This is a genomic window from Weizmannia sp. FSL W8-1119, from assembly GCF_038008605.1.
GTDB lineage: Bacteria > Bacillota > Bacilli > Bacillales > Bacillaceae_C > Weizmannia > Weizmannia coagulans.
Window position 1 is genome coordinate 1402501 of the sequence record NZ_JBBOZL010000001.1, and the last position, 20825, is coordinate 1423325.

Annotated in this window: 21 protein-coding genes, 2 rRNA genes, 1 pseudogene and 1 riboswitch; of the genes and pseudogenes, 18 read left to right on the forward strand and 6 right to left on the reverse strand. The window is 47.2% G+C overall.

Annotation, left to right across the window (positions count from 1 at the left end):
• Positions 1-85: 85 nt before the first annotated feature.
• Together NSQ19_RS06710 and NSQ19_RS06715 are read left to right on the forward strand one after the other, a co-directional pair.
• Positions 86-460, forward strand: a pseudogene (locus tag NSQ19_RS06710) (VOC family protein).
• A 147-nt stretch (positions 461-607) separates the two neighbouring features.
• Positions 608-727 carry a DUF4023 family protein gene (locus NSQ19_RS06715; RefSeq protein WP_029141592.1) on the forward strand — a complete coding sequence of 40 codons (120 nt, stop codon included), beginning with the start codon at positions 608-610 and terminating at the stop codon, positions 725-727.
• Positions 728-883: 156 nt separating this feature from the next.
• On the opposite strand, the gene NSQ19_RS06720 is transcribed toward NSQ19_RS06715, so the two are convergent.
• Positions 884-1030: a hypothetical protein gene (locus NSQ19_RS06720; RefSeq protein WP_013859324.1), complete on the reverse strand. Its 147-nt coding sequence runs from the start codon at positions 1028-1030 to the stop codon at positions 884-886.
• 395 nt (positions 1031-1425) lie between these two features.
• Between NSQ19_RS06720 and NSQ19_RS06725 the strand changes: the two genes are divergently transcribed.
• From NSQ19_RS06725 to NSQ19_RS06735, 3 genes are all read left to right on the forward strand, one after another.
• The gene (locus NSQ19_RS06725; protein WP_340702606.1) at positions 1426-1749 is read left to right on the forward strand and encodes a nuclear transport factor 2 family protein; all 324 of its coding nucleotides are present in this window, start codon (positions 1426-1428) and stop codon (positions 1747-1749) included.
• A gap of 79 nt (positions 1750-1828) precedes the next feature.
• Positions 1829-2920, forward strand: a complete 1092-nt coding sequence (locus NSQ19_RS06730) for an NAD(P)H-dependent flavin oxidoreductase (protein ID WP_061566842.1) — start codon at positions 1829-1831, stop codon at positions 2918-2920.
• A gap of 269 nt (positions 2921-3189) precedes the next feature.
• Positions 3190-3378: a hypothetical protein gene (locus NSQ19_RS06735; RefSeq protein ID WP_340702607.1), complete on the forward strand. Its 189-nt coding sequence runs from the start codon at positions 3190-3192 to the stop codon at positions 3376-3378.
• A gap of 138 nt (positions 3379-3516) precedes the next feature.
• Here the strand turns inward: NSQ19_RS06735 and lepB are convergent, their stop codons facing one another.
• The 3 genes from lepB to NSQ19_RS06750 form a co-directional block, all read right to left on the reverse strand.
• The gene (gene lepB, locus NSQ19_RS06740; protein WP_340702608.1) at positions 3517-4044 is read right to left on the reverse strand and encodes a signal peptidase I; all 528 of its coding nucleotides are present in this window, start codon (positions 4042-4044) and stop codon (positions 3517-3519) included.
• 233 nt (positions 4045-4277) lie between these two features.
• A complete protein-coding gene (locus tag NSQ19_RS06745; protein WP_014098336.1) occupies positions 4278-5363 on the reverse strand; it encodes an isocitrate/isopropylmalate dehydrogenase family protein in 1086 nt (361 codons plus the stop codon).
• 592 nt (positions 5364-5955) lie between these two features.
• Positions 5956-6783 (reverse strand): class I SAM-dependent methyltransferase, encoded by an 828-nt coding sequence (locus NSQ19_RS06750; protein WP_340702609.1) that lies wholly within the window; start codon positions 6781-6783, stop codon positions 5956-5958.
• A gap of 437 nt (positions 6784-7220) precedes the next feature.
• Between NSQ19_RS06750 and NSQ19_RS06755 the strand changes: the two genes are divergently transcribed.
• Together NSQ19_RS06755 and NSQ19_RS06760 are read left to right on the forward strand one after the other, a co-directional pair.
• A complete protein-coding gene (locus NSQ19_RS06755) occupies positions 7221-7451 on the forward strand; it encodes a hypothetical protein (RefSeq protein ID WP_035184928.1) in 231 nt (76 codons plus the stop codon).
• 111 nt (positions 7452-7562) lie between these two features.
• Positions 7563-7853, forward strand: a complete 291-nt coding sequence (locus NSQ19_RS06760; protein ID WP_014098333.1) for a hypothetical protein — start codon at positions 7563-7565, stop codon at positions 7851-7853.
• A 270-nt stretch (positions 7854-8123) separates the two neighbouring features.
• On the opposite strand, the gene NSQ19_RS06765 is transcribed toward NSQ19_RS06760, so the two are convergent.
• Both NSQ19_RS06765 and NSQ19_RS06770 read right to left on the reverse strand, forming a co-directional pair.
• Positions 8124-8303: a hypothetical protein gene (locus NSQ19_RS06765; RefSeq protein WP_029141588.1), complete on the reverse strand. Its 180-nt coding sequence runs from the start codon at positions 8301-8303 to the stop codon at positions 8124-8126.
• Positions 8304-8323: 20 nt separating this feature from the next.
• A complete protein-coding gene (locus NSQ19_RS06770) occupies positions 8324-9067 on the reverse strand; it encodes a type II toxin-antitoxin system SpoIISA family toxin (protein WP_340702610.1) in 744 nt (247 codons plus the stop codon).
• A gap of 157 nt (positions 9068-9224) precedes the next feature.
• Here NSQ19_RS06770 and NSQ19_RS06775 point away from each other — a divergent pair, with 157 nt between their 5' ends.
• The 11 genes from NSQ19_RS06775 (at position 9225) to NSQ19_RS06825 (ending at position 20766) form a co-directional block, all read left to right on the forward strand.
• The gene (locus tag NSQ19_RS06775) at positions 9225-9737 is read left to right on the forward strand and encodes a GNAT family N-acetyltransferase (RefSeq protein ID WP_013859331.1); all 513 of its coding nucleotides are present in this window, start codon (positions 9225-9227) and stop codon (positions 9735-9737) included.
• Complete coding sequence (locus tag NSQ19_RS06780) at positions 9737-10237, forward strand: GNAT family N-acetyltransferase (RefSeq protein ID WP_340702611.1); 501 nt, start codon at positions 9737-9739, stop codon at positions 10235-10237. Before NSQ19_RS06775 ends, NSQ19_RS06780 begins: the two co-directional genes overlap by 1 nt.
• Positions 10228-10653, forward strand: coding sequence for a GNAT family N-acetyltransferase (locus tag NSQ19_RS06785; protein ID WP_013859333.1), 426 nt, complete (start codon positions 10228-10230; stop codon positions 10651-10653). Before NSQ19_RS06780 ends, NSQ19_RS06785 begins: the two co-directional genes overlap by 10 nt.
• 48 nt (positions 10654-10701) lie before the next feature.
• Positions 10702-10813: riboswitch (TPP riboswitch) on the forward strand.
• Positions 10814-10879: 66 nt separating this feature from the next.
• Complete coding sequence (locus NSQ19_RS06790) at positions 10880-11641, forward strand: 3-oxoacyl-ACP reductase (protein WP_061566653.1); 762 nt, start codon at positions 10880-10882, stop codon at positions 11639-11641.
• Positions 11642-11653: 12 nt separating this feature from the next.
• Positions 11654-12466, forward strand: coding sequence for a hydroxyethylthiazole kinase (gene thiM, locus NSQ19_RS06795; protein WP_237349281.1), 813 nt, complete (start codon positions 11654-11656; stop codon positions 12464-12466).
• Between the two features lie 5 nt (positions 12467-12471).
• Positions 12472-13278 (forward strand): bifunctional hydroxymethylpyrimidine kinase/phosphomethylpyrimidine kinase, encoded by an 807-nt coding sequence (gene thiD, locus NSQ19_RS06800; RefSeq protein ID WP_013859338.1) that lies wholly within the window; start codon positions 12472-12474, stop codon positions 13276-13278.
• Entirely contained in the window at positions 13275-13919 is a 645-nt protein-coding gene (thiE, locus tag NSQ19_RS06805; RefSeq protein ID WP_013859339.1) for a thiamine phosphate synthase, read from the forward strand. Before thiD ends, thiE begins: the two co-directional genes overlap by 4 nt.
• Before the next feature lie 290 nt (positions 13920-14209).
• A complete protein-coding gene (locus NSQ19_RS06810) occupies positions 14210-14806 on the forward strand; it encodes a YkyB family protein (protein ID WP_013859340.1) in 597 nt (198 codons plus the stop codon).
• Between the two features lie 117 nt (positions 14807-14923).
• Complete coding sequence (locus NSQ19_RS06815) at positions 14924-15580, forward strand: MOSC domain-containing protein (RefSeq protein WP_340702612.1); 657 nt, start codon at positions 14924-14926, stop codon at positions 15578-15580.
• Between the two features lie 379 nt (positions 15581-15959).
• A 16S ribosomal RNA gene (locus tag NSQ19_RS06820) occupies positions 15960-17515 on the forward strand.
• A gap of 319 nt (positions 17516-17834) precedes the next feature.
• Positions 17835-20766 (forward strand): 23S ribosomal RNA (locus NSQ19_RS06825).
• The 16S and 23S rRNA genes sit together here, the layout of an rRNA operon.
• The last annotated feature ends 59 nt before the right edge of the window (positions 20767-20825 follow it).

Consider the following 20825-nt stretch of genomic DNA (forward strand, 5'->3'; position numbering starts at 1 on the left):
AGTAAAACATATCAATTAAGATGAAAAAGCCATTATTTATAATGATAAAAGAAGGAATGTAAGATTAAGGGGAGGAGGGATGAGGGTGGCATTTCATTTTATCGCAATCGACCATGTCCAGCTTGCTGCTCCACGTGGCAGTGAACAGACAGCCAAAAAGTTTTACGCGGAAATCCTCGGATTTACGGAAGTTTGAAAACCGGCAGAATTGAAAAAACGCGGCGGCTGCTGGTTTCAAAACGGAAAAATACAAATCCATATCGGCATTGAAGAACCTTTTTTACCCGCCAAAAAAGCGCATCCTGCATTTGAAGTCAGAAATCTCGAAAGCTTGAAAGACAGGTTTGCCCGCTATCAAGTTAAGTGGGCAGAAGACGGCAAGCTTCCAGGAGCAGCGCGTATTTACGCAACTGATCCATTCGGAAACCGGCTCGAATTTTTAGAATGGAAGAGCAAGTAAAAAAACGTGCAAAATGGTGAAATGAGAAATTGGCAATATCACTGTAAAATTGCGCAATCATGAAAGCAAATCCGTCTGGAAATCCAAAATGCGTGCATGCCTGCCCGGGTCTTGGTTAAAGTAACAAGGACGGAAGGAGGTATAAACATGGACAACACGAATGAATATGTGCAGAAGCTGAATGAACAGCAAAAGAAGCAGGAACAAAATAAAAAACGGCAGGGGAACGGAAGCCCGAGTGAAAAGCTGCCGACAAACCGGCACTAAAAAAATGGCGTGTGGAATACACGCCATTTTTCAAAAGAACGGGACAGCCACGCTCCAAAAAACGGGAACTAGTTTACATAATAATGTTATAAAAAACTAAACATTTCTTTACCGCTGAGATGCCTGTTTACCCGGAAAAATGGAAAAGGCAGCCAATCAGATGGCTGACTGGTTGCCCATGTTTTCTTCCGCTTTCATACTTCGCGCAATTTGTTGTGCATGGCGCTTTGCTTCTTTAACGGACTTTCCTTTTACCGTAATCAATCGTCCGTCAATAATGAAGTTGAAAATTCTGTTTCTCATATGTTATCACCTCTTCTTTGTTTACCCATTGTTCTTTTTTTAAAACATATGCTTCGTTCGGAAAGTTTGTTAGTAGTTGAAGATGCAGTTAGTAGTAAAAATATTGCAGCGGGCAGTTTCATGTTATCCGTCGTGCGCAGGAATTTTTTGCGGGACTCGGGCTTTACACTTATAAAATTATAACAGAAAAACAACGTAAATACAACATATTGATACGGAAAAGTTTTTTTCTGCCCATATTTTGAAAAGCTCTGCTTTAAAACTAATAAAAATCACATCATTCATTTGGACAGGCAACAGAATGGCAAAATTTCGTTCGCTTTATGTAGCATAGTAAACAAATCTTAAAGAAGAAAGGATGCAAAATCTTCTCACTTAAAGAACATATCCTCCAATTGGAAAAATCGCTGCTTGAACCTTCGACACGTTCGGATCCGGCAAAATTGGGCGCATTGCTGGCGGAATCTTTTTTTGAATTCGGCTCATCGGGAAACATCTGGCATAAACGGAAATATACCGGACCGGGCGGCATTGGGGTGAGGGAGATGGCGCTTACAGATTTTGAAATGCATCCATTGGCTGATGGCGTGGTCCTTGCAACCTGCAGGGTGGACGACCGAACAAGAAAGCAGCAAACCTTGCGCAGTTCCATTTGGAAATATACGGACAGGAGCTGGAAAATGGTTTTTCACCAAGGAACGGTTGCCTCCTCCAAATAATGTTTTCGTTATTTTGAAAACGTTTAAAACAATATGGAAACCTGTTACAATGGGGGAAAGGCAAAAGGGAGGAATTTGGATGTTGAAAAACGATTTGGCCAAACGGCTGAAAACACGGTACCCGTTGATTCAGGCTCCGATGGCAGGGGGCATCACAACACCAGAGTTGGTGGCTGCGGTGTCAAACGCCGGCGGGCTGGGCATGATCGGGGCGGGGTACTTAACCGCTGCTCAAACAAAAGAACAAATCCGGGAAATCAAACAGTTAACCGGAAACCCTTTTGGCATCAATTTTTTTGTTCCCGGCGGGTTTGAAGCGGCAAATGAAAAAATAACAGCCGCAAATGACATTTTAAATCGGGTCCGCAAACAGTTAAAAATAGAGGCAAAAGCGGAAATAGAAGTTCCTGATTTATATAGCGTACAAGATCAATTTTTGGCACAGGTGCAAGTGGCCATCGAAGAGAAAGTGCCTGTTTGTTCATTCACTTTTGGAATACCTTCCGGGAAAGTGATCGAAAGGCTGAAACAAAACGGGATCCTCCTTATTGGAACGGCAACAACCGTCGATGAAGCGGTTGAAGTGGAGCAGGCCGGGATGGACATGGTGGTTGCGCAAGGCAGTGAAGCGGGGGGCCACCGGGGAAACTTTTTGAAAGACCATGAGGAAAGCATGATTGGCCTGATGTCACTGGTTCCCCAGGTTGCCGACAATGTCCGGATTCCCGTCATTGCGGCAGGCGGCGTGATGGATGGCAGGGGGCTTGCAGCAGCGCTTTGCTTGGGGGCGAAAGGCGTGCAAATGGGAACCGCCTTCCTGGCCTGTAAGGAAAGCGGCGCACATCAGGCCCATAAGGAAGCCGTTCTCCATGCGAAAGAAGATGAGCTTGTCCTCACCCGGTCATTTTCCGGAAAATGGGCAAGAGGCGTAAAAAATGCGTTTATCTCGGAAATGAAGCCGCATGAAGCGCTTTTTCCGGATTATCCCGTGCAAAATGCGCTCACACAGGATATCAGAAAGGCTGCCGGAAAGCAGAACAACCGTGAGTTTATGTCACTTTGGTCCGGCCAAAGCCCGCGGCTCGCAAAACATCAAACGGCAAAAGCATTGATTGACCATGTCATAAAAGAAGCTGAAGAAATCATGGGCAAAATGCCTCAATCCCTATAGATTTTTACCGGCAATGAAACGAGGTATCAAGGCACCACCTGTAGCGTTAAGTCCAGTCATTGCCTGGACTGTAGCAGAAACCATATTAGGAGCCATATTTGCTCTTCTGAGTGCAAATATAAAGAGTGGCAAACTATTTGGATTTAGACACCCATGCCGCAGTGAACGCGGCACCAGCAGACGAATGAAAATCAGCCGGTGCAATTTTTCAGGATAGAAAAAATGGAAATTAATGGGCACGATAATCTTATGAAGAGGTGATGAAAACGATGGACAGTATTACAGCTATCTTTATTGTGGTATCAGTGATTATCTTGATTTCGTATTATATCCCCAGATTATCGTTTAATACAAAGTATGATGGATTTAAGTTATATCTAAATAGAGGCTTAATAGGTGTTCCTTCAGCTTTCTTATTAGCAAGCATTATTTTCTTGTTGATTGGAGCAATATTTTAAAAGCATTAGGGGAAGAAATTTGAAATTCATTGATGTAAAGCGGGAAGCATGCCGGTTCTGCCTGCCACTAAAGCGTGTTTCAAGGAAATTCCCCCCCTGCTTTTTATTAATAGATACCGGCTCTGCCCGCAAGAATAGTTAACGGACTTCCCGGATTTGCGAGAGCGGGTAAAATACCGCTTCGGTTTTTCCCGCCAGTTCTTTCTTCGGAATAAGGCCGAGCCCGTTTCTGCTGTCTTCGCTGTACATCCGGTTATCGCCCATTACGAAATATTTATTTCTTGGTACGGTGAGAGGCCCGAAGTTATTCGTCAACTTGCTGCCTTTTTTACGTGCTGCTTTCAGGTTTTTTGCAAGGTAAGGCTCTTTGTGCAACTTCCCATTAATGTAGAGATGGTCATTTTTGACTAGAATGGTATCTCCGGGAAGGCCGATAATCCGCTTTACATAGTTTTCCGTTTCTCCCTTGATGATGATGATATCGCCTCTTTGGTAATCGGCAGCAGAATGGACTTTATAAACGAGAATTTTATCGTGGTTATGAAGTGTCGGCTCCATTGATTCCCCTTCAACCATATAAGGGGCAATGAAAAATCCCCTGATGACCGCAACAAGCAGAATGGCAAATATGAATGATTTTAACAAGGTTTTTATCCCTTTGCTCATTTGACCAGCTCCCATGCATATCTTCATCGTATTCTATTCTTCCAGAAAGACAGGAAATCCTTTATATTGTTTAATAATATGCAACATTTCCATGTTATAAACATAAGAGATGGGGCACAGGAGCGATTTGTGCCATTCAAGGCGGCGGGAAATTGCGGAATCATCCGCCGTCCGCGGGATCTCGGAAAGCTGTAAAAATGCCCGTTCAACAGTCTTTAGGCAATTCGCACAAATCATGAGAGCTGGTAAATTTTTTTGATCACAGCATCTGTAAAAGCTGTTGTGGAAGCAGAGCCCCCCAAATCATGGGTAACGGTCCCATCTGCAATGGTACCCAAACATGCATCTTCCATTTTTTTCGCAATTTCATTCAGGCGGGGATCGCGGTGATGTGCACTTAACCATTGCAACAGCATGACAGCTGACAGCAGCATGCTTGTTGGATTTGCAAGATCCTGTCCGGCAATGTCCGGTGCTGAACCGTGTGCCGCCTGGGCCATTGCCTGTTTCCCGTTTGTGTTTAAGGAAGGGGATAATCCCAAGCTTCCCGCCAATTCACCGGCCAGGTCCGACAAGATATCACCGAATAAGTTTTCTGTCACAATGACATCAAAGTCACCGGCCCTGCGCACGAGGCGTGCTGCCATTGCATCAATAAGGACATCTTCCACTTTGACTTCAGGATAATATTTTTTGCCGGTTTCATAGCAAATATCGCGGAATAACCCGAATGCCAATCTAATGACATTGGCTTTGTGGACAATCGTGACCTTCTTTCTCCGGGACATAGCCAGCTTAAATGCTTCATGGGCAATTCTTTCAATTGATTTTCTGGTAAAAACGCCGGTTACAAGTGCTACATCCGGTGTAACCATACACTCTCCGGTACCGATGTACATATTCCGATCGGATAAAAAGCCTTCGGAGTTTTCGCGTAAAATTATCAGGTCGCTAAACCCGGCGACACTTTTTGTCCCGGGAAAAGTCCGACTTGGGCGAATATTGGCAAATAAATCAAAGCAATGCCGTAACTCGCCGCTTGGATTTCTTTTGAATAAACGGTGTTCATCCGGATATGCGGAGGAATCATGCGGCCCCATCAACCAGCCATCGGTTTCTTTCAGCCCTTGTTTTGTCACGTCCGGCATAGGATCATTGTATTTTTTAATTCCTTCCCAGCCCATTGGAAGCTCTATGAAAACAAATTCGGTTCCGTTTGCTGCTTTTGAAGCTGCAGCTTTCAACACTTTAACAGTAGCGCTTACAATCTCAGGCCCGATCCCGTCGCCATATAATACACCTAATTTATACGTTGTCATCTTTCAAACTCCTCTCAACTGTTTTAAAAAATCGAAGGGGGTGCCTGGTGATCATCTTGACTTACAGGAAGGACAGCCGTATTGGGGAAGTGTTCAATGGATCATCGGGGCTGAATTTCTAAAATTACTTTGTCCCTTTTCTATTATTTTAGCATTTTATAAAAATCAGATAAAGGTTTAAAATATTGTTGCCAAAGATCAAGCAGTCCCACTTCCGGCGGAAAAATGCCCTGATTTCTCATGGCCAGAGGCCGGGCGTGAGAAAAGGGGAAGGAAGAGATCAACCGGAGACTGCAATCTGCCAGCAGGGGTTATTTGGAAACCTTTTGGATTAAACAAAATAAACGTCTGGCATTTTGGACAAACCCAACCGGATCCATTTCTGATCCGGTTCCTTCTTCATTTTGAAAAATGGCGTTGATAATAGAAATTATTGCAGGGATGATGATAAAGCCAAGCCGGATACCCACCCAGTAATCCCTTTGGGCGCGCCGCCTAATTGAAAGTTTTTTTGTACCATAATCCGCCGCTTTGTATTTTGACGTAATCCTCAATAGGCGAGAATAATTTTGTCTCTATTTTCGACCATCTGTTATTGATCTTCCGGCTTTTGCGATTCATGGTACTTGCTCATCTTTCCTCCCCATGTAAGTGCAGATGGTTTGATTCCAATCACCCGGATGCGTTTATAGTCTGCGATCCAGTGCCCGTTTTTCCACAAACTGCCTTTCAGTTGTTTTTCTGTATTCGCAATGATCATTTCTGTTTCCTGTTCCGGGATGCCTTCCAGCAACTGCGTACAAAACATTCGGATCCAGTTTTTCAGGCCGTCTTCTCTCTCCAACGGTGTCGGCCGGTCAAAATGCATAGCGAACGTAACATAAAATCCGGCTTTTTCCATCAAAGCGGTATACTCGCCAATGCTGGGATAGTACCAGGGAAACTGTTCCGGAGAGAACTCGAACCCGGTTTCTGTGATTTGCTGGATGAGCGAAGACGTGATCAATTCTACATTACCTTTGCCGCCAAATTCTGCGACAAATCGGCCGCCTTGTTTCAGGCTCCGGAACACACCTTCCAATGCGGCGCCCGGTTCCTTGATCCAATGGAGGACAGCATTTGAAAAAACAGCATCAAATTGGTTCGTATAGGGCAGTTTTGCCGCATTCTGTACATCAAAAGCGATGTCTGGATATTTGCTTGAAGCCTGCCGGATCATATTTTCCGACTGATCGATGCCAACAATATGTGCGCCGCTTTCCCCGATTTTATAAGATAAATCGCCGGTTCCGCAGCCGAGGTCGAGAATGTTTTCGCTGGGTTGCGGAGAGAGCAGCCCGATCAGGGTGTTTCCGTATTCCGATACAAATTTGTGTTTGGTATCATACAATTCGGCATTCCAATTGTCTGCTGGCTTCATTACGGATTCTCCTTCTCTATTTTGCTGAAAAGTAAAAATAATATGGGTTTAAATAAAATATATCATACATCAAAAGGAAATGAGGATTGTAAAATTTTATTTTTCCGGATTGCGGTTGCTGCCCGGCACATGAATTCGTTTCCAAGAGCAGATCCCGCGTGATAAAATGGTTGTAATACCCGAGGAAAATAAATGCCCTGGTTTTAACCGTGGCGCTGGTGGGATTGTTATTTTCGTATTACTGAAAAAAGCCTTAACACCGGTTTGCCTGCTTTTGATCCGGTTATCAATGTCCGGCTTCTCTGCTTTGCCATATTGGAGATTATCATTTTGCTACAAATGAAAATATTCAATTTACAAGAAGGAATTTTGCATGTGTGCCCACAATAGTTAATATTAGATGTATCGCTTGCAGACAGGGGATGATTTTTTTGAAAATGGCTGGCGTGATTTTTGTGGTTATCGGTGTGATTCTTCTTCCGTTTGGCATTTTGCAGTTTAAAAAAGAATGGAAAGCCTACCGGAAATTTTCCCCGAAAACCCAAAAGGTATTTGTGCTGATTGAAATATTCGATGTATTATCGGGTGTCCCCATCCTGTCAACCTGGTTGATGTACCTTTCAGCATTCTGTATTGTGATGGGTGTCATCATGATCACAACGCATTAAGAAAGATGATGAAAAACGCGAAAAGATGGCGTCCTGCGGTTGTTTTGAGCCGAATGGGGAGTACATCGCCAAGTTGACATAAAAAAGCGCTGGAGATGAGGGGGCAACTGGATGTTAAAAAAATGCTTATTGGTGCTGACTGTATTTTTACTGGCTGCTGATGCTACTATTTTGTATATATGGCTTGCCAAATGGCAAAAACTTGCAACGATTCCCGGTATGGTGGGCTGGGGAATAGCCTTTTTGTCAGGATTGCTTTTATATATGATCTTAAAAAAGTTGAGTTCCGGAGAAAAAATGGTGATGGTCTTCAGCCGGCTTGCACTCGGTTCCGCTGTCCTGCTTTGCGGTTTAGCGGTTTTGACGGTTCTCATTACCCTTACTGTCCGCTCAATGCCGTAAGAGAGGTATGTTACATATCCCATTTGCAAGAACAAAAAATCTGCGGGTGCTAATCTGATTTCATGTTGCCCGCTTATTTTTCAGCTTATCCATAAAGCTGAGGAGTTCCGCTGTCTGTTTTTTTCTGTTTTTTTCCATTGGGGAAGCGGAAGGGGGCGGAGAGTAAACGCTTGTTTCTTTATGGAACTTTTTCACATGATCACCTCAGCTGATTATCTGCAATAGTGTATGCAAAGCTGCGAAAAAATATGAAGGGCAATAACCGGTTTGTTATTGCCCTGAAGATTTTTTGCCGTACTTTTTCAGGATCTGTTCGTTTTCTTTCATGATTTTTAAAGTCGTCGGGCTTGTGCCAACCGAAGGAACACGGACTCTTGATTTTCTTCTGAAAGTTCTCCGGATATTTCCGGTTTCATTTCTCTGTGCCAGGAGCGCGCTGTTTTTTTTCATTTTTGTCACCGCCTTGTTTTTCAATCCATGTCGTCCGGCGGAGCCGCAAAATCATAAACATGGGCCATGATGACAAACAGGATACAATCCATTTCTGTAATGGCTCTGGAACCGGATATTTTTAATAGATACAATGCATCATGAAAAAGATAAATCGGATGGAGCGCATCGTTTCCATCGACATGATACACCGTCTCCAGCCTGTCCAATTTTGCGCGGACGGAACCGGGATTTTTGTAACGATACAATGCCTGATCTTTCTCTAACGGTGTTGTAAACGGCAAAATATTAACGCTCATATCCGCTTTTTCCGCATAAGATGACAGTACTTCTTTTAAACCTAACAGATATCCTTCTTTACTACCATAATACCCTACGATGCCCTCATCATTCAAGATGTCGAGCATATTTTTAGCCATTAACAGATTGTCCTGGATCAGAGACTCATTTGCAGAAACGGTTTTCGTAAATCTTTCCAATTCATATTTTCCGGCTTTGCGGAAATACATATTTAAAAAAATAAAACCGTCGATTGCTGCAAAAATAAGCGCGGTGATGGCATAGTTTTTAAAATTCATGAAAATGCTCGCCGGATGGATCGTCCAGTAAACCAGCGCACCGAATAAATAAACCAAATACCAGATTTTCCGGATCAGAAAAACTTTTGCATCTATCTTTTCTTCATTTTTTCCATACAGGTAAGTATAGATCACGAGACCGGCAAAACAAAGCCAAACAAAAGTTTTAAAAAACAGCGTTTCCAAATCTCCGCCTCCCTATATTCCCGAAAAGTACTGTCTGCCATTATTTTATCATAAAAAGGGGAACTTTTGTTTGCATTCCTGCATAAAAGGCAGAATTGATGAAATGTTCCTAGGATCATAGACTGATAAAGAAAGATATGTTAGAATTTAACAAAATATGGATGGGGAGCTGGCAGTTTTGGAAGCAAAAAATGCGTTAAACATCCGGCGGCTGGGCGGCAAGGAAAAACTTCCGATGGATTTACTGCTCCTTGCCGACCCGTCACGCGAAATGGTGATGGCTTATGCCAACCGCGGAGAATGCTATGTGGCGGAAATTGAAGAAAAGGTGATCGGCGTTTACATCCTGCTACCGGCGAGGCCGGGAATCGTGGAATTGGCGAATGTGGCGGTTGCAAAAGAACATCAAGGGAAAGGCTTTGGAAAACGGCTTGTGCTGGATGCCATCCGGAGGGCAGGAAAAAGAGGATTTAAAACGATCGAAGTAGGCACCGGCAATTCCAGCATCAGCCAGCTGGCCTTGTATCAAAAATGCGGTTTCCGGATCTCCGGGGTGGACAGAGGCTTTTTCGTCAGGCATTATGCTGAAACGATATATGAAAACGGGATTCGCTGCCGGGATATGGTACGGTTATCCCTCGATTTGGTAGAAACGACATGCAAGGGGTAATGGAATTGGAACTGGTCTTTTACAATGATGATTTCAAGCAGCAATTGGACAACTATACAATAACGGATGATCAGCTCCGTTTCACCGGCCATCCGGATGAAGCCATTGCCCTTGCAAAAGATGATCCGGAACGGCACCCTGTTGTTGCAGTCCGCCATAACATGATCACAAACTTTTTTGTGCTTCATGAAAAAAATGGCGCCAGGCCATATACAAGTCATCCGCATGCCATATTGCTGCGGACGTTTTCAACCGATTTCCACCAGCAGGGAAAAGGATACGCCAGGCAATGTTTAAAACAGCTGCCCCATTTTGTCCGTACCCATTTTCCGGAAATAGAGCAGATGGTTCTTGGGGTGAATACGGAAAATGTTGCTGCCCAAAATTTGTACAGACAAGCCGGGTTTGTGGATGAAGGGGGCAGGATGTTTGGAAAAAAAGGCGAATTGATTATTATGCATTACCATTTAGGCAAAGAAGGGATATACAGATGGAAATAAAAGAACTTGCAAACCGGGAAGAGTGGAAAGCAGCGTTTCCGGTGATGAAACAGCTGCGTAAACATTTGGACGAAGAACACTATCTCCAGCTGGTGGAAGAGGCGGCAGAAAAATCGGATTACAAGATGGCCGCAGTAATAGATGACGGAAACATTGTGGCGGTAACCGGCTATATGCCGATGATTACCTTGTACAACGGGCGGTTTATTTGGGTATGCGACCTGGTGACGGATGAAGCGCACAGATCAAAAGGGTACGGCGCCAGGCTTTTGGCGCATGTGGAAAAACAGGCCGGCGAAAACGGATACGGCATTGTATCCCTGTCATCCGGCCTGCAGAGAAAAGACGCACACCGGTTTTATGAAGAAAAAATGGATTATGATAAAGTCAGTTATGTTTTTTTAAAAAGATTGTAAACTTTACATCTTCGTTGGAAAGGGATATAATAGCTAAAAAATAATCTTTCAAACTACTAGGGGTGCCCGGATCTGGCGGGCTGAGAGAAAAACCGGCGTTTTTCAACCCTTTGGACCTGATCCGGATCATACCGGCGTAGGAAAGTAGGAATTTGTAAAAAATTTCTTGCTGATAAAGTCAGGTCTTTTCGGGCCTGGCTTTTTTGCATGGAAAGGGGTGGGACAAATGAAACTCGATGAGCAGGTGGTTGCCGTCACCGGCGGAAGCAGGGGGTTGGGCAAGGCGCTTGTAAAAGCTTTTGCAAGAGAGGGGGCGGGCGTTGTCATCAACTATTTTGAGAGTGAGGGGAAGGCAAAGGACCTTCAGCATATTTTAGGCGAAAAAGCGGTTGCCCTGAAGGCGGATGTAAGGGATCCGGTCCAGGTAAGAAAGATGTTCCGGCAGGCCGAAGCTTATTTTTCCAGGCCTGTCACGACGATTGTAAATAATGCCCTTGTGCATTTCCGCTTTGATCCGGAATCCCGGCACGATGCTTCCCGGATTTCGTGGGAGGAATACAGCCTGCAGATGGAAGGTGCGGTTCGCGGCGCATTAAATACCATCCAGGCCGGCCTTGCGGGAATGAAACGGCTGCATTTCGGCAGGGTGATCAATATTGGCACAAACCTGTTTCAAAATCCGGTTGTCGCCTACCATGATTACAATACGAGCAAGGCTGCGCTCCTCGGCTTCACCCGGAGCATGGCGAAAGATCTGGGGCAATATGGCATTACCGTTAATATGGTATCCGGCGGCCTTCTGAAAACGACGGATGCAAGTGCGGCCACATCTGAAGAGGTTTTTCAATTGATTCAGGCAACAACCCCGCTGCAAAGGGTGACAGAACCGGAAGACGTTGCGGATGCCGTGTTGTTTTTTGCATCGCCATGGGCCAGGGCGGTAACCGGGCAAAACCTCGTCGTTGACGGCGGACTTGTAATGGATTAGGAGGGAATGAAAATGGAAAAGGAAAAACCAATTGAACTGCTTGAAAAAATCAGGGAAGCCAATCCGCTTATCCATAATATCACGAATATTGTGGTGGCTAATTTCACAGCAAACGGGCTGCTGGCACTTGGCGCATCTCCGGTAATGGCCGATGCGGTGGAAGAAGTTGCCGATATGGCGAAAGCGGCAAATGCGGTCGTATTAAATATCGGCACTTTGAATGAAAAAGCCGTCGAAGCCATGATTTTGGCGGGAAAGTCTGCAAATGAAAATGGCGTTCCGGTCGTCCTTGATCCGGTAGCTGCCGGTTCAACCCGTTACCGGACAGAAACGGCAAAAAAATTGCTGAAAGAAATCCGCTTCACATCCATCAGGGGAAATGCCGGAGAAATCGCCAATCTGGTCGGAATAGATGCCAAAGTTAAAGGCGTCGATGCAGGAGATACCAGCCTGGATACGGGCGAACTCGCTTTAAAAGCGGCAAAAACGCTTCATACTACGGTCGTGGTAAGTGGCAAGACGGATGCGGTGTCAAACGGTTCCGAACTCTATCTCGTACATAACGGCCACCCGCTTTTAACAAAAGTCACCGGGACAGGCTGCCTTTTGTCCGCAGTTTGCGGCGCCTTTCTCGCTGTTGAGGAAGATCCGGTTCAGGCATCCGTTTCGGCGCTTGCGATTTACGGCGCTGCTGCGGAAATCGCAAGAGAAAAAACAGGCGGGGATTTGCCGGGCAGTTTTCAAATGGCATTTTTAGACCAGCTGGCAGAAATAGGGGCTGAAGAAATCCAAAAATATGCCTCTTTTGAAAAGAAAGAAGGGTGAACATCATGAAAAAAGCACTCACGATTGCCGGTTCTGATTCCGGGGGCGGTGCCGGCATCCAGGCGGACTTGAAAACATTTCAGGAATTGGAAGTATACGGCATGTCCGTGATTACCGCGGTGACAGCGCAAAATACACGCGGCGTCCAGGGGGTATTTCCGCTCGGACCCGAAGCCGTCTCCCGCCAATTGGAGTCCATTGCCGGAGATATGGGGACGGATGCGCTAAAAACCGGCATGTTGTTTGATTCCGGCATCATCGAAGTGGCCGCGGAAAAAATCAAAACCTACCGCTGGGAAAAACTCGTTGTGGACCCGGTGATCATTGCAAAAGGCGGGGAAACCCTTTTGCAAAAGGAAGCGGTTCAAGCCTTAAAAAGCAAGCTGCTTCCGCTCGCCTTCATTGTGACGCCGAATCTTCCGGAAGCAGAGGAACTGGCAGGAATGCCCATCCGAAATGCCGGGGATCGGAAGGAAGCGGCACGCATCATTGCGGATTGCGGCCCCCGGTATGTCCTTATTAAAGGCGGCCATAACGCATCTTCCCCGGTTTCGAGCGACTTGCTTTTTGACGGGGTGAATTTTTACGAATATACAGCGAAAAGGTACGCAACAAAAAATACGCACGGCACCGGCTGTACGTTTTCTTCGGCGATTACGGCGGAATTGGCAAAAGGCGCGGATATATTTGCTGCAGTGTCGACAGCAAAAGCATTCATTTCCGCCGCGATCGAAGACGGCATTCAAATTGGACACGGGCACGGGCCGACAAACCATTGGGCGTACCAAAAAAGGAGAATGAAAAACGGATGACAGCCGAATATTTGCGTGGCGCATTGAAACTGTATTTTATTATGGGTAGCCCGAACTGCACGCTGCCGCCGGAACAAGTGCTGGAAAAGGCCATCAGGGGCGGCGTCACCCTTTTTCAATTCCGTGAAAAAGGGAACGGTGCACGAAAAGGCGAAGAAAAGAAAGCGCTTGGTGAAAAATTGAAGTGGATATGCCAAAAAAACGGGATTCCTTTTCTTGTAAATGATGATATTGCACTTGCGTTGGAACTGGATGCTGATGGTGTGCATGTCGGGCAGGAAGATGAACCGCTGGCATCCGTACGAGAAAAGTTGGGGGATAAGATCATCGGCGTCTCGGCCTATACGTTGGAGGAAGCCAGGCAGGCAGCAAACGGAGGCGCGGATTATCTTGGCGTTGGCCCCATTTTTCCGACGAAATCGAAAGAAGATGCGAAAGCGGCGAAAGGGACAACCGTCATTCGCGAAATCCGCCAAAATGGCATCCGGATTCCAATTGTCGGAATTGGCGGCATAGGGCCGGGCAATGCAAAAAGCGTCATAGAAGCGGGCGCAGACGGCGTTTCCGTCATTTCTGCGATCGCAGGCGCGGAAGATGCAGAAGCGGCAGCTGTCCTGTTGAAAAGGGAGCTCGCTTTATAATGAAGGCGTAAAGCCCTGCGCCTTTTGACAGTTTAAAAATGGAATCAAGATAAGCCGGGTGTAGGAGCCTGGCTTTTTTGGTGCCAAGCAGGCTGAATGGCGGTGAATTTTTTGCGAGAATTTTTCAATATCTTGGTTGATAAAACGTTTGTTCTTGTGATAAAATACAAACAAACATTCCGGTGGAAGGGAAGGTGAGGGCTGTTAAAACCAGATAACCTCTCATCATTTGTTGTTTTTTGTGCTGGCAAGGCGCAGAGAATGGTTTATGCGAATAAGGGGGAGAGGCAGTGGAAAATTACAGAAAATGGGAGGATGTACCGGAAAATCTGAAAACAAAAACACAGCTGAAAGCATTAAAACGGAAGCCTGTCGGGGAACCCAAAGCGATGAAAATCGGCTATCGCGGAAAAAAATATCCTTTGTACGATATAAACGAAACACAGGTCGTGAAACAAAGACAAACGGACATATCCAAACTCGAAATGACGATTCATAACATCGCTGAATCTCTATATATTATCAACAAGTCAGCTAAAAAAAGCAGGGATACAAAAAAGATAAACTATTTTGACAGGAATTATGGTGTGGTCAACAGAGCAAAAACACGGCAATTAAAACTGTATGCATTAAAAGATGCTGTCCTCCGCAAGTTGCTTGATGAAAATAAGGCTGAAATGATCGGCTATCATACTCAGAATGGAAAGAAATTGCTGCTCATTCAGCTGGAAGACTACACCTTTCATTTACCGGCAGAACAAGGCCAGACGAAATGTTTGAAGCACCTGGGCGAAATTGCTATTATTCCGGCAGCGGCAACAAGAAAAGTTACGCTAAAATATAATGAAGCGGTAAAACTTTTAGAAACCTTTTTGCAAAAGGATTGAAAACAGCGAATCCGGAAAGTCAAACGGGAGACATGCGGGATTTTCTTAAAATGTTTTTCAAAGTTTACGCAAATGATGGTAAAATTTAGATAGCAATTTGGGAAAGGAGCAGGCATGATGGCAGACGGTGTTGTTGTTTCGGTAAATACAGGCAAACCAAAGGCGCTTGCCTATAAACAAAAAGTGGTGCAGAGCGGCATTTTTAAAACACCGCAGGAGGGCCCGGTATATCTGGCAAAAGATAATTTTGAAGGGGACAAGCAGGCGGACCTTGTGCATCATGGCGGAGCGGATAAAGCAGTCTGCGTGTATGCCGCTGATCATTTTCCAGTATGGGGGAAGAAATTTAACCGGACTTTTGAGCCGGGGGCATTTGGCGAAAATATTACGCTCTCGGGATGTTCGGAAGCAGATATCCATATCGGCGATGTTTTTCAAATGGGGGAAGCGGTTGTGCAGGTATCACAGCCGCGGGAGCCTTGCTATAAAATTGCTGCGAAACACGGATTGGACAGTTTTCCTGCTGACATTGTGGAAACCGGCTGGTTCGGCTTCTATATGCGTGTGCTTGAAGAAGGCTTTGTCCGGAAAAATGACAGCTTTAACCTGCTTGAAAAAGGGGAAAAACAGCTTTCCATCCTGCATATCAATAACATCAGATACCATGATAGAACAAATTTTGATGCGATAGAAGAAATTTTAAGTGTAAAGGTGCTTGCCAGTGACTGGCAAAAACCATTCCGGAAATTATGGCTGAAAAAAGGGAATGGATAAAAGAAACGGCTGCTGTGACAGGAGTACTGCGGTTCCCTGAAAACGACCTGTACGTATGTAACAGAGGAAGCTCAATGCTGTTCCGCCATCTTAACTTGTAGCATAGATCCCTGTTTCTTCATTATATTAAGGAGCAGGGATCTTAAAAAAAGATGGAAAACATTACCTTGCTCTATCTTATTGACTTAAGTTACGGATAAATGTTATGATAAATGAGCTGACCCGTTAGGTGGATAAACAACGGGGTTAAAAAAAGATGTTGACAGCGAATTGATATTTTGATATAATAATTAAGTCGCTGTTAAGAACAGCAAAGATTGTTCCTTGAAAACTGGACAAAACGAAATGTCAAATTCTTTTTGAGCTTTTATCAAACATCTTTACTGAGAGTTTGATCCTGGCTCAGGACGAACGCTGGCGGCGTGCCTAATACATGCAAGTCGTGCGGGCCTTGTTAAAAGCTTGCTTTTAACAAGGCTAGCGGCGGACGGGTGAGTAACACGTGGGCAACCTGCCTGTAAGATCGGGATAACGCCGGGAAACCGGGGCTAATACCGGATAGTTTTTTTCTCCGCATGGAGGAAAAAGGAAAGGCGGCTTCGGCTGCCACTTACAGATGGGCCCGCGGCGCATTAGCTAGTTGGCGGGGTAATGGCCCACCAAGGCAACGATGCGTAGCCGACCTGAGAGGGTGATCGGCCACATTGGGACTGAGACACGGCCCAAACTCCTACGGGAGGCAGCAGTAGGGAATCTTCCGCAATGGACGAAAGTCTGACGGAGCAACGCCGCGTGAGTGAAGAAGGCCTTCGGGTCGTAAAACTCTGTTGCCGGGGAAGAACAAGTGCCGTTCGAACAGGGCGGCGCCTTGACGGTACCCGGCCAGAAAGCCACGGCTAACTACGTGCCAGCAGCCGCGGTAATACGTAGGTGGCAAGCGTTGTCCGGAATTATTGGGCGTAAAGCGCGCGCAGGCGGCTTCTTAAGTCTGATGTGAAATCTTGCGGCTCAACCGCAAGCGGTCATTGGAAACTGGGAGGCTTGAGTGCAGAAGAGGAGAGTGGAATTCCACGTGTAGCGGTGAAATGCGTAGAGATGTGGAGGAACACCAGTGGCGAAGGCGGCTCTCTGGTCTGTAACTGACGCTGAGGCGCGAAAGCGTGGGGAGCAAACAGGATTAGATACCCTGGTAGTCCACGCCGTAAACGATGAGTGCTAAGTGTTAGAGGGTTTCCGCCCTTTAGTGCTGCAGCTAACGCATTAAGCACTCCGCCTGGGGAGTACGGCCGCAAGGCTGAAACTCAAAGGAATTGACGGGGGCCCGCACAAGCGGTGGAGCATGTGGTTTAATTCGAAGCAACGCGAAGAACCTTACCAGGTCTTGACATCCTCTGACCTCCCTGGAGACAGGGCCTTCCCCTTCGGGGGACAGAGTGACAGGTGGTGCATGGTTGTCGTCAGCTCGTGTCGTGAGATGTTGGGTTAAGTCCCGCAACGAGCGCAACCCTTGACCTTAGTTGCCAGCATTGAGTTGGGCACTCTAAGGTGACTGCCGGTGACAAACCGGAGGAAGGTGGGGATGACGTCAAATCATCATGCCCCTTATGACCTGGGCTACACACGTGCTACAATGGATGGTACAAAGGGCTGCGAGACCGCGAGGTTAAGCCAATCCCAGAAAACCATTCCCAGTTCGGATTGCAGGCTGCAACCCGCCTGCATGAAGCCGGAATCGCTAGTAATCGCGGATCAGCATGCCGCGGTGAATACGTTCCCGGGCCTTGTACACACCGCCCGTCACACCACGAGAGTTTGTAACACCCGAAGTCGGTGAGGTAACCTTTACGGAGCCAGCCGCCGAAGGTGGGACAGATGATTGGGGTGAAGTCGTAACAAGGTAGCCGTATCGGAAGGTGCGGCTGGATCACCTCCTTTCTAAGGGGAAAAGCGTAGGGCGCTCGTTCATCGGCGTACGGATTTCGAAGTCTTCGACTGAGATAAAGGAAACACGATGAGCCTTAAAGGCGAATCGATGCCCGCTTATCGTAGGGAGAAGACGTAGAAATACGCTAGCCGATAGCGCCCGGAGCTAGACATAAAAGGAAAACCTTCGGTTTTCCGAAATTAAGTTTGGCGTTTCCGTTTTGTTCAGTTTTGAAGGTCCAATCCTTCAGTATGTGTTCTTTGAAAACCGGATAGGAGAAATAAACCAAGTAAACCGAGAATCGCTTATTTTTGGATTTAAACCTTTTATGGTTAAGTTAGAAAGGGCGCACGGCGGATGCCTTGGCACTAGGAGCCGATGAAGGACGGTACAAACACCGATATGCTCCGGGGAGCTGTACGTAAGCTTTGATCCGGAGATTTCCGAATGGGGAAACCCCCTGTCTTTAATCGGACAGGATTCCTGCCTGAATCCATAGGGCAGGAAGGGCACACCCGGGGAACTGAAACATCTCAGTACCCGGAGGAAGAGAAAGCAATTGCGATTTCCCAAGTAGCGGCGAGCGAACAGGAAACAGCCCAAACCGGAAGGCTTGCCTTCCGGGGTTGTAGGACACTCATATGGGAGTTACAAAAGAACGGGGTAAGTGAAGCGGCCTGGAAAGGCCTGCCGGAGAAGGTAAAAGCCCTGTAACTGAAACTTCGTTCTCTCCCGAGTGGATCCTGAGTACGGCGGGACACGAGGAATCCCGCCGGAATCCGGGAGGACCATCTCCCAAGGCTAAATACTCCCTAGTGACCGATAGTGAACCAGTACCGTGAGGGAAAGGTGAAAAGCACCCCGGGAGGGGAGTGAAAGAGATCCTGAAACCGTGTGCCTACAAGTAGTCAGAGCCCGTTAACGGGTGATGGCGTGCCTTTTGTAGAATGAACCGGCGAGTTACGGTCTCATGCAAGGTTAAGCTGAAGAAGCGGAGCCGCAGCGAAAGCGAGTCTGAACAGGGCGAAAGAGTATGAGGCCGCAGACCCGAAACCAGGTGATCTACCCATGTCCAGGGTGAAGGCAAGGTAACACTTGCTGGAGGCCCGAACCCACGCACGTTGAAAAGTGCGGGGATGAGGTGTGGGTAGCGGAGAAATTCCAATCGAACTTGGAGATAGCTGGTTCTCTCCGAAATAGCTTTAGGGCTAGCCTCAAGCGGAGAGTTTTGGAGGTAGAGCACTGTTTGGACGAGGGGCCCTCATCGGGTTACCGAATTCAGACAAACTCCGAATGCCAAAAACTTATGCTTGGGAGTCAGACTGTGAGTGATAAGATCCATGGTCGAAAGGGAAACAGCCCAGACCGCCAGCTAAGGTCCCAAAGTATACGTTAAGTGGAAAAGGATGTGGCGTTGCTTAGACAACCAGGATGTTGGCTTAGAAGCAGCCATCATTCAAAGAGTGCGTAATAGCTCACTGGTCGAGTGACGCTGCGCCGAAAATGTACCGGGGCTAAACGTATCACCGAAGCTGCGGATGGACACCGTTTGGTGTCCGTGGTAGGAGAGCGTTCTAAGGGCGTTGAAGCCGGACCGGAAGGACCGGTGGAGCGCTTAGAAGTGAGAATGCCGGTATGAGTAGCGAAAGAAGGGTGAGAATCCCTTCCACCGAATGCCTAAGGTTTCCTGAGGAAGGCTCGTCCGCTCAGGGTTAGTCGGGGCCTAAGCCGAGGCCGAAAGGCGTAGGCGATGGACAACAGGTTGATATTCCTGTACCGCCTCTTCACCGTTTGAACGATGGGGGGACGCAGGAGGATAGGGCAAGCGCGACACTGGTTGATCGCGTCCAAGCAGTTAGGCCGGTGCGGAGGCAAATCCTTCGCGCCAAGGCGGAGCTGTGATGGCGAGGGAAATTAAAGTACCGAAGTTCCTGATTCCACACTGCCAAGAAAAGCCTCTAGTGAGGTGAAAGGCGCCCGTACCGCAAACCGACACAGGTAGGCGAGGAGAGAATCCTAAGGTGAGCGAGAGAACTCTCGTTAAGGAACTCGGCAAAATGACCCCGTAACTTCGGGAGAAGGGGTGCTTTTTGGGGTGTATGCCCCGGGAAGCCGCAGTGAATAGGCCCAGGCGACTGTTTAGCAAAAACACAGGTCTCTGCGAAGCCGCAAGGCGAAGTATAGGGGCTGACACCTGCCCGGTGCTGGAAGGTTAAGGAGAGGGGTTAGCCGCAAGGCGAAGCTCTGAACTGAAGCCCCAGTAAACGGCGGCCGTAACTATAACGGTCCTAAGGTAGCGAAATTCCTTGTCAGGTAAGTTCTGACCCGCACGAAAGGTGTAACGATCTGGGCACTGTCTCAACGAGAGACTCGGTGAAATTATAGTACCTGTGAAGATGCAGGTTACCCGCGACAGGACGGAAAGACCCCATGGAGCTTTACTGCAGCCTGATATTGAATTTTGGTACAGCTTGTACAGGATAGGTAGGAGCCTTGGAAACCGGAGCGCCAGCTTCGGCGGAGGCATCGGTGGGATACTACCCTGGCTGTATTGAAATTCTAACCCGCACCCCTTACCGGGGTGGGAGACAGTGTCAGGCAGGCAGTTTGACTGGGGCGGTCGCCTCCTAAAAGGTAACGGAGGCGCCCAAAGGTTCCCTCAGAATGGTTGGAAATCATTCGCAGAGTGTAAAGGCATAAGGGAGCTTGACTGCGAGACTTACAAGTCGGGCAGGGACGAAAGTCGGGCTTAGTGATCCGGTGGTTCCGCATGGAAGGGCCATCGCTCAACGGATAAAAGCTACCCTGGGGATAACAGGCTGATCTCCCCCAAGAGTCCACATCGACGGGGAGGTTTGGCACCTCGATGTCGGCTCATCGCATCCTGGGGCTGTAGTCGGTCCCAAGGGTTGGGCTGTTCGCCCATTAAAGCGGTACGCGAGCTGGGTTCAGAACGTCGTGAGACAGTTCGGTCCCTATCCGTCGCGGGCGCAGGAAATTTGAGAGGAGCTGTCCTTAGTACGAGAGGACCGGGATGGACGCACCGCTGGTGTACCAGTTGTCTTGCCAAAGGCATCGCTGGGTAGCTATGTGCGGAAGGGATAAGTGCTGAAAGCATCTAAGCATGAAGCCCCCCTCAAGATGAGATTTCCCACAGTTTAACTGGTAAGATCCCTGAAAGATGATCAGGTTGATAGGTCCGGGGTGGAAGCGCGGTGACGCGTGCAGCTGACGGATACTAATCGATCGAGGACTTAACCAAATAGAAAAGCGAAGGTGCCTTGTTTAGCCCCGACAAGCGAATGTTCTGACCGGCATGGA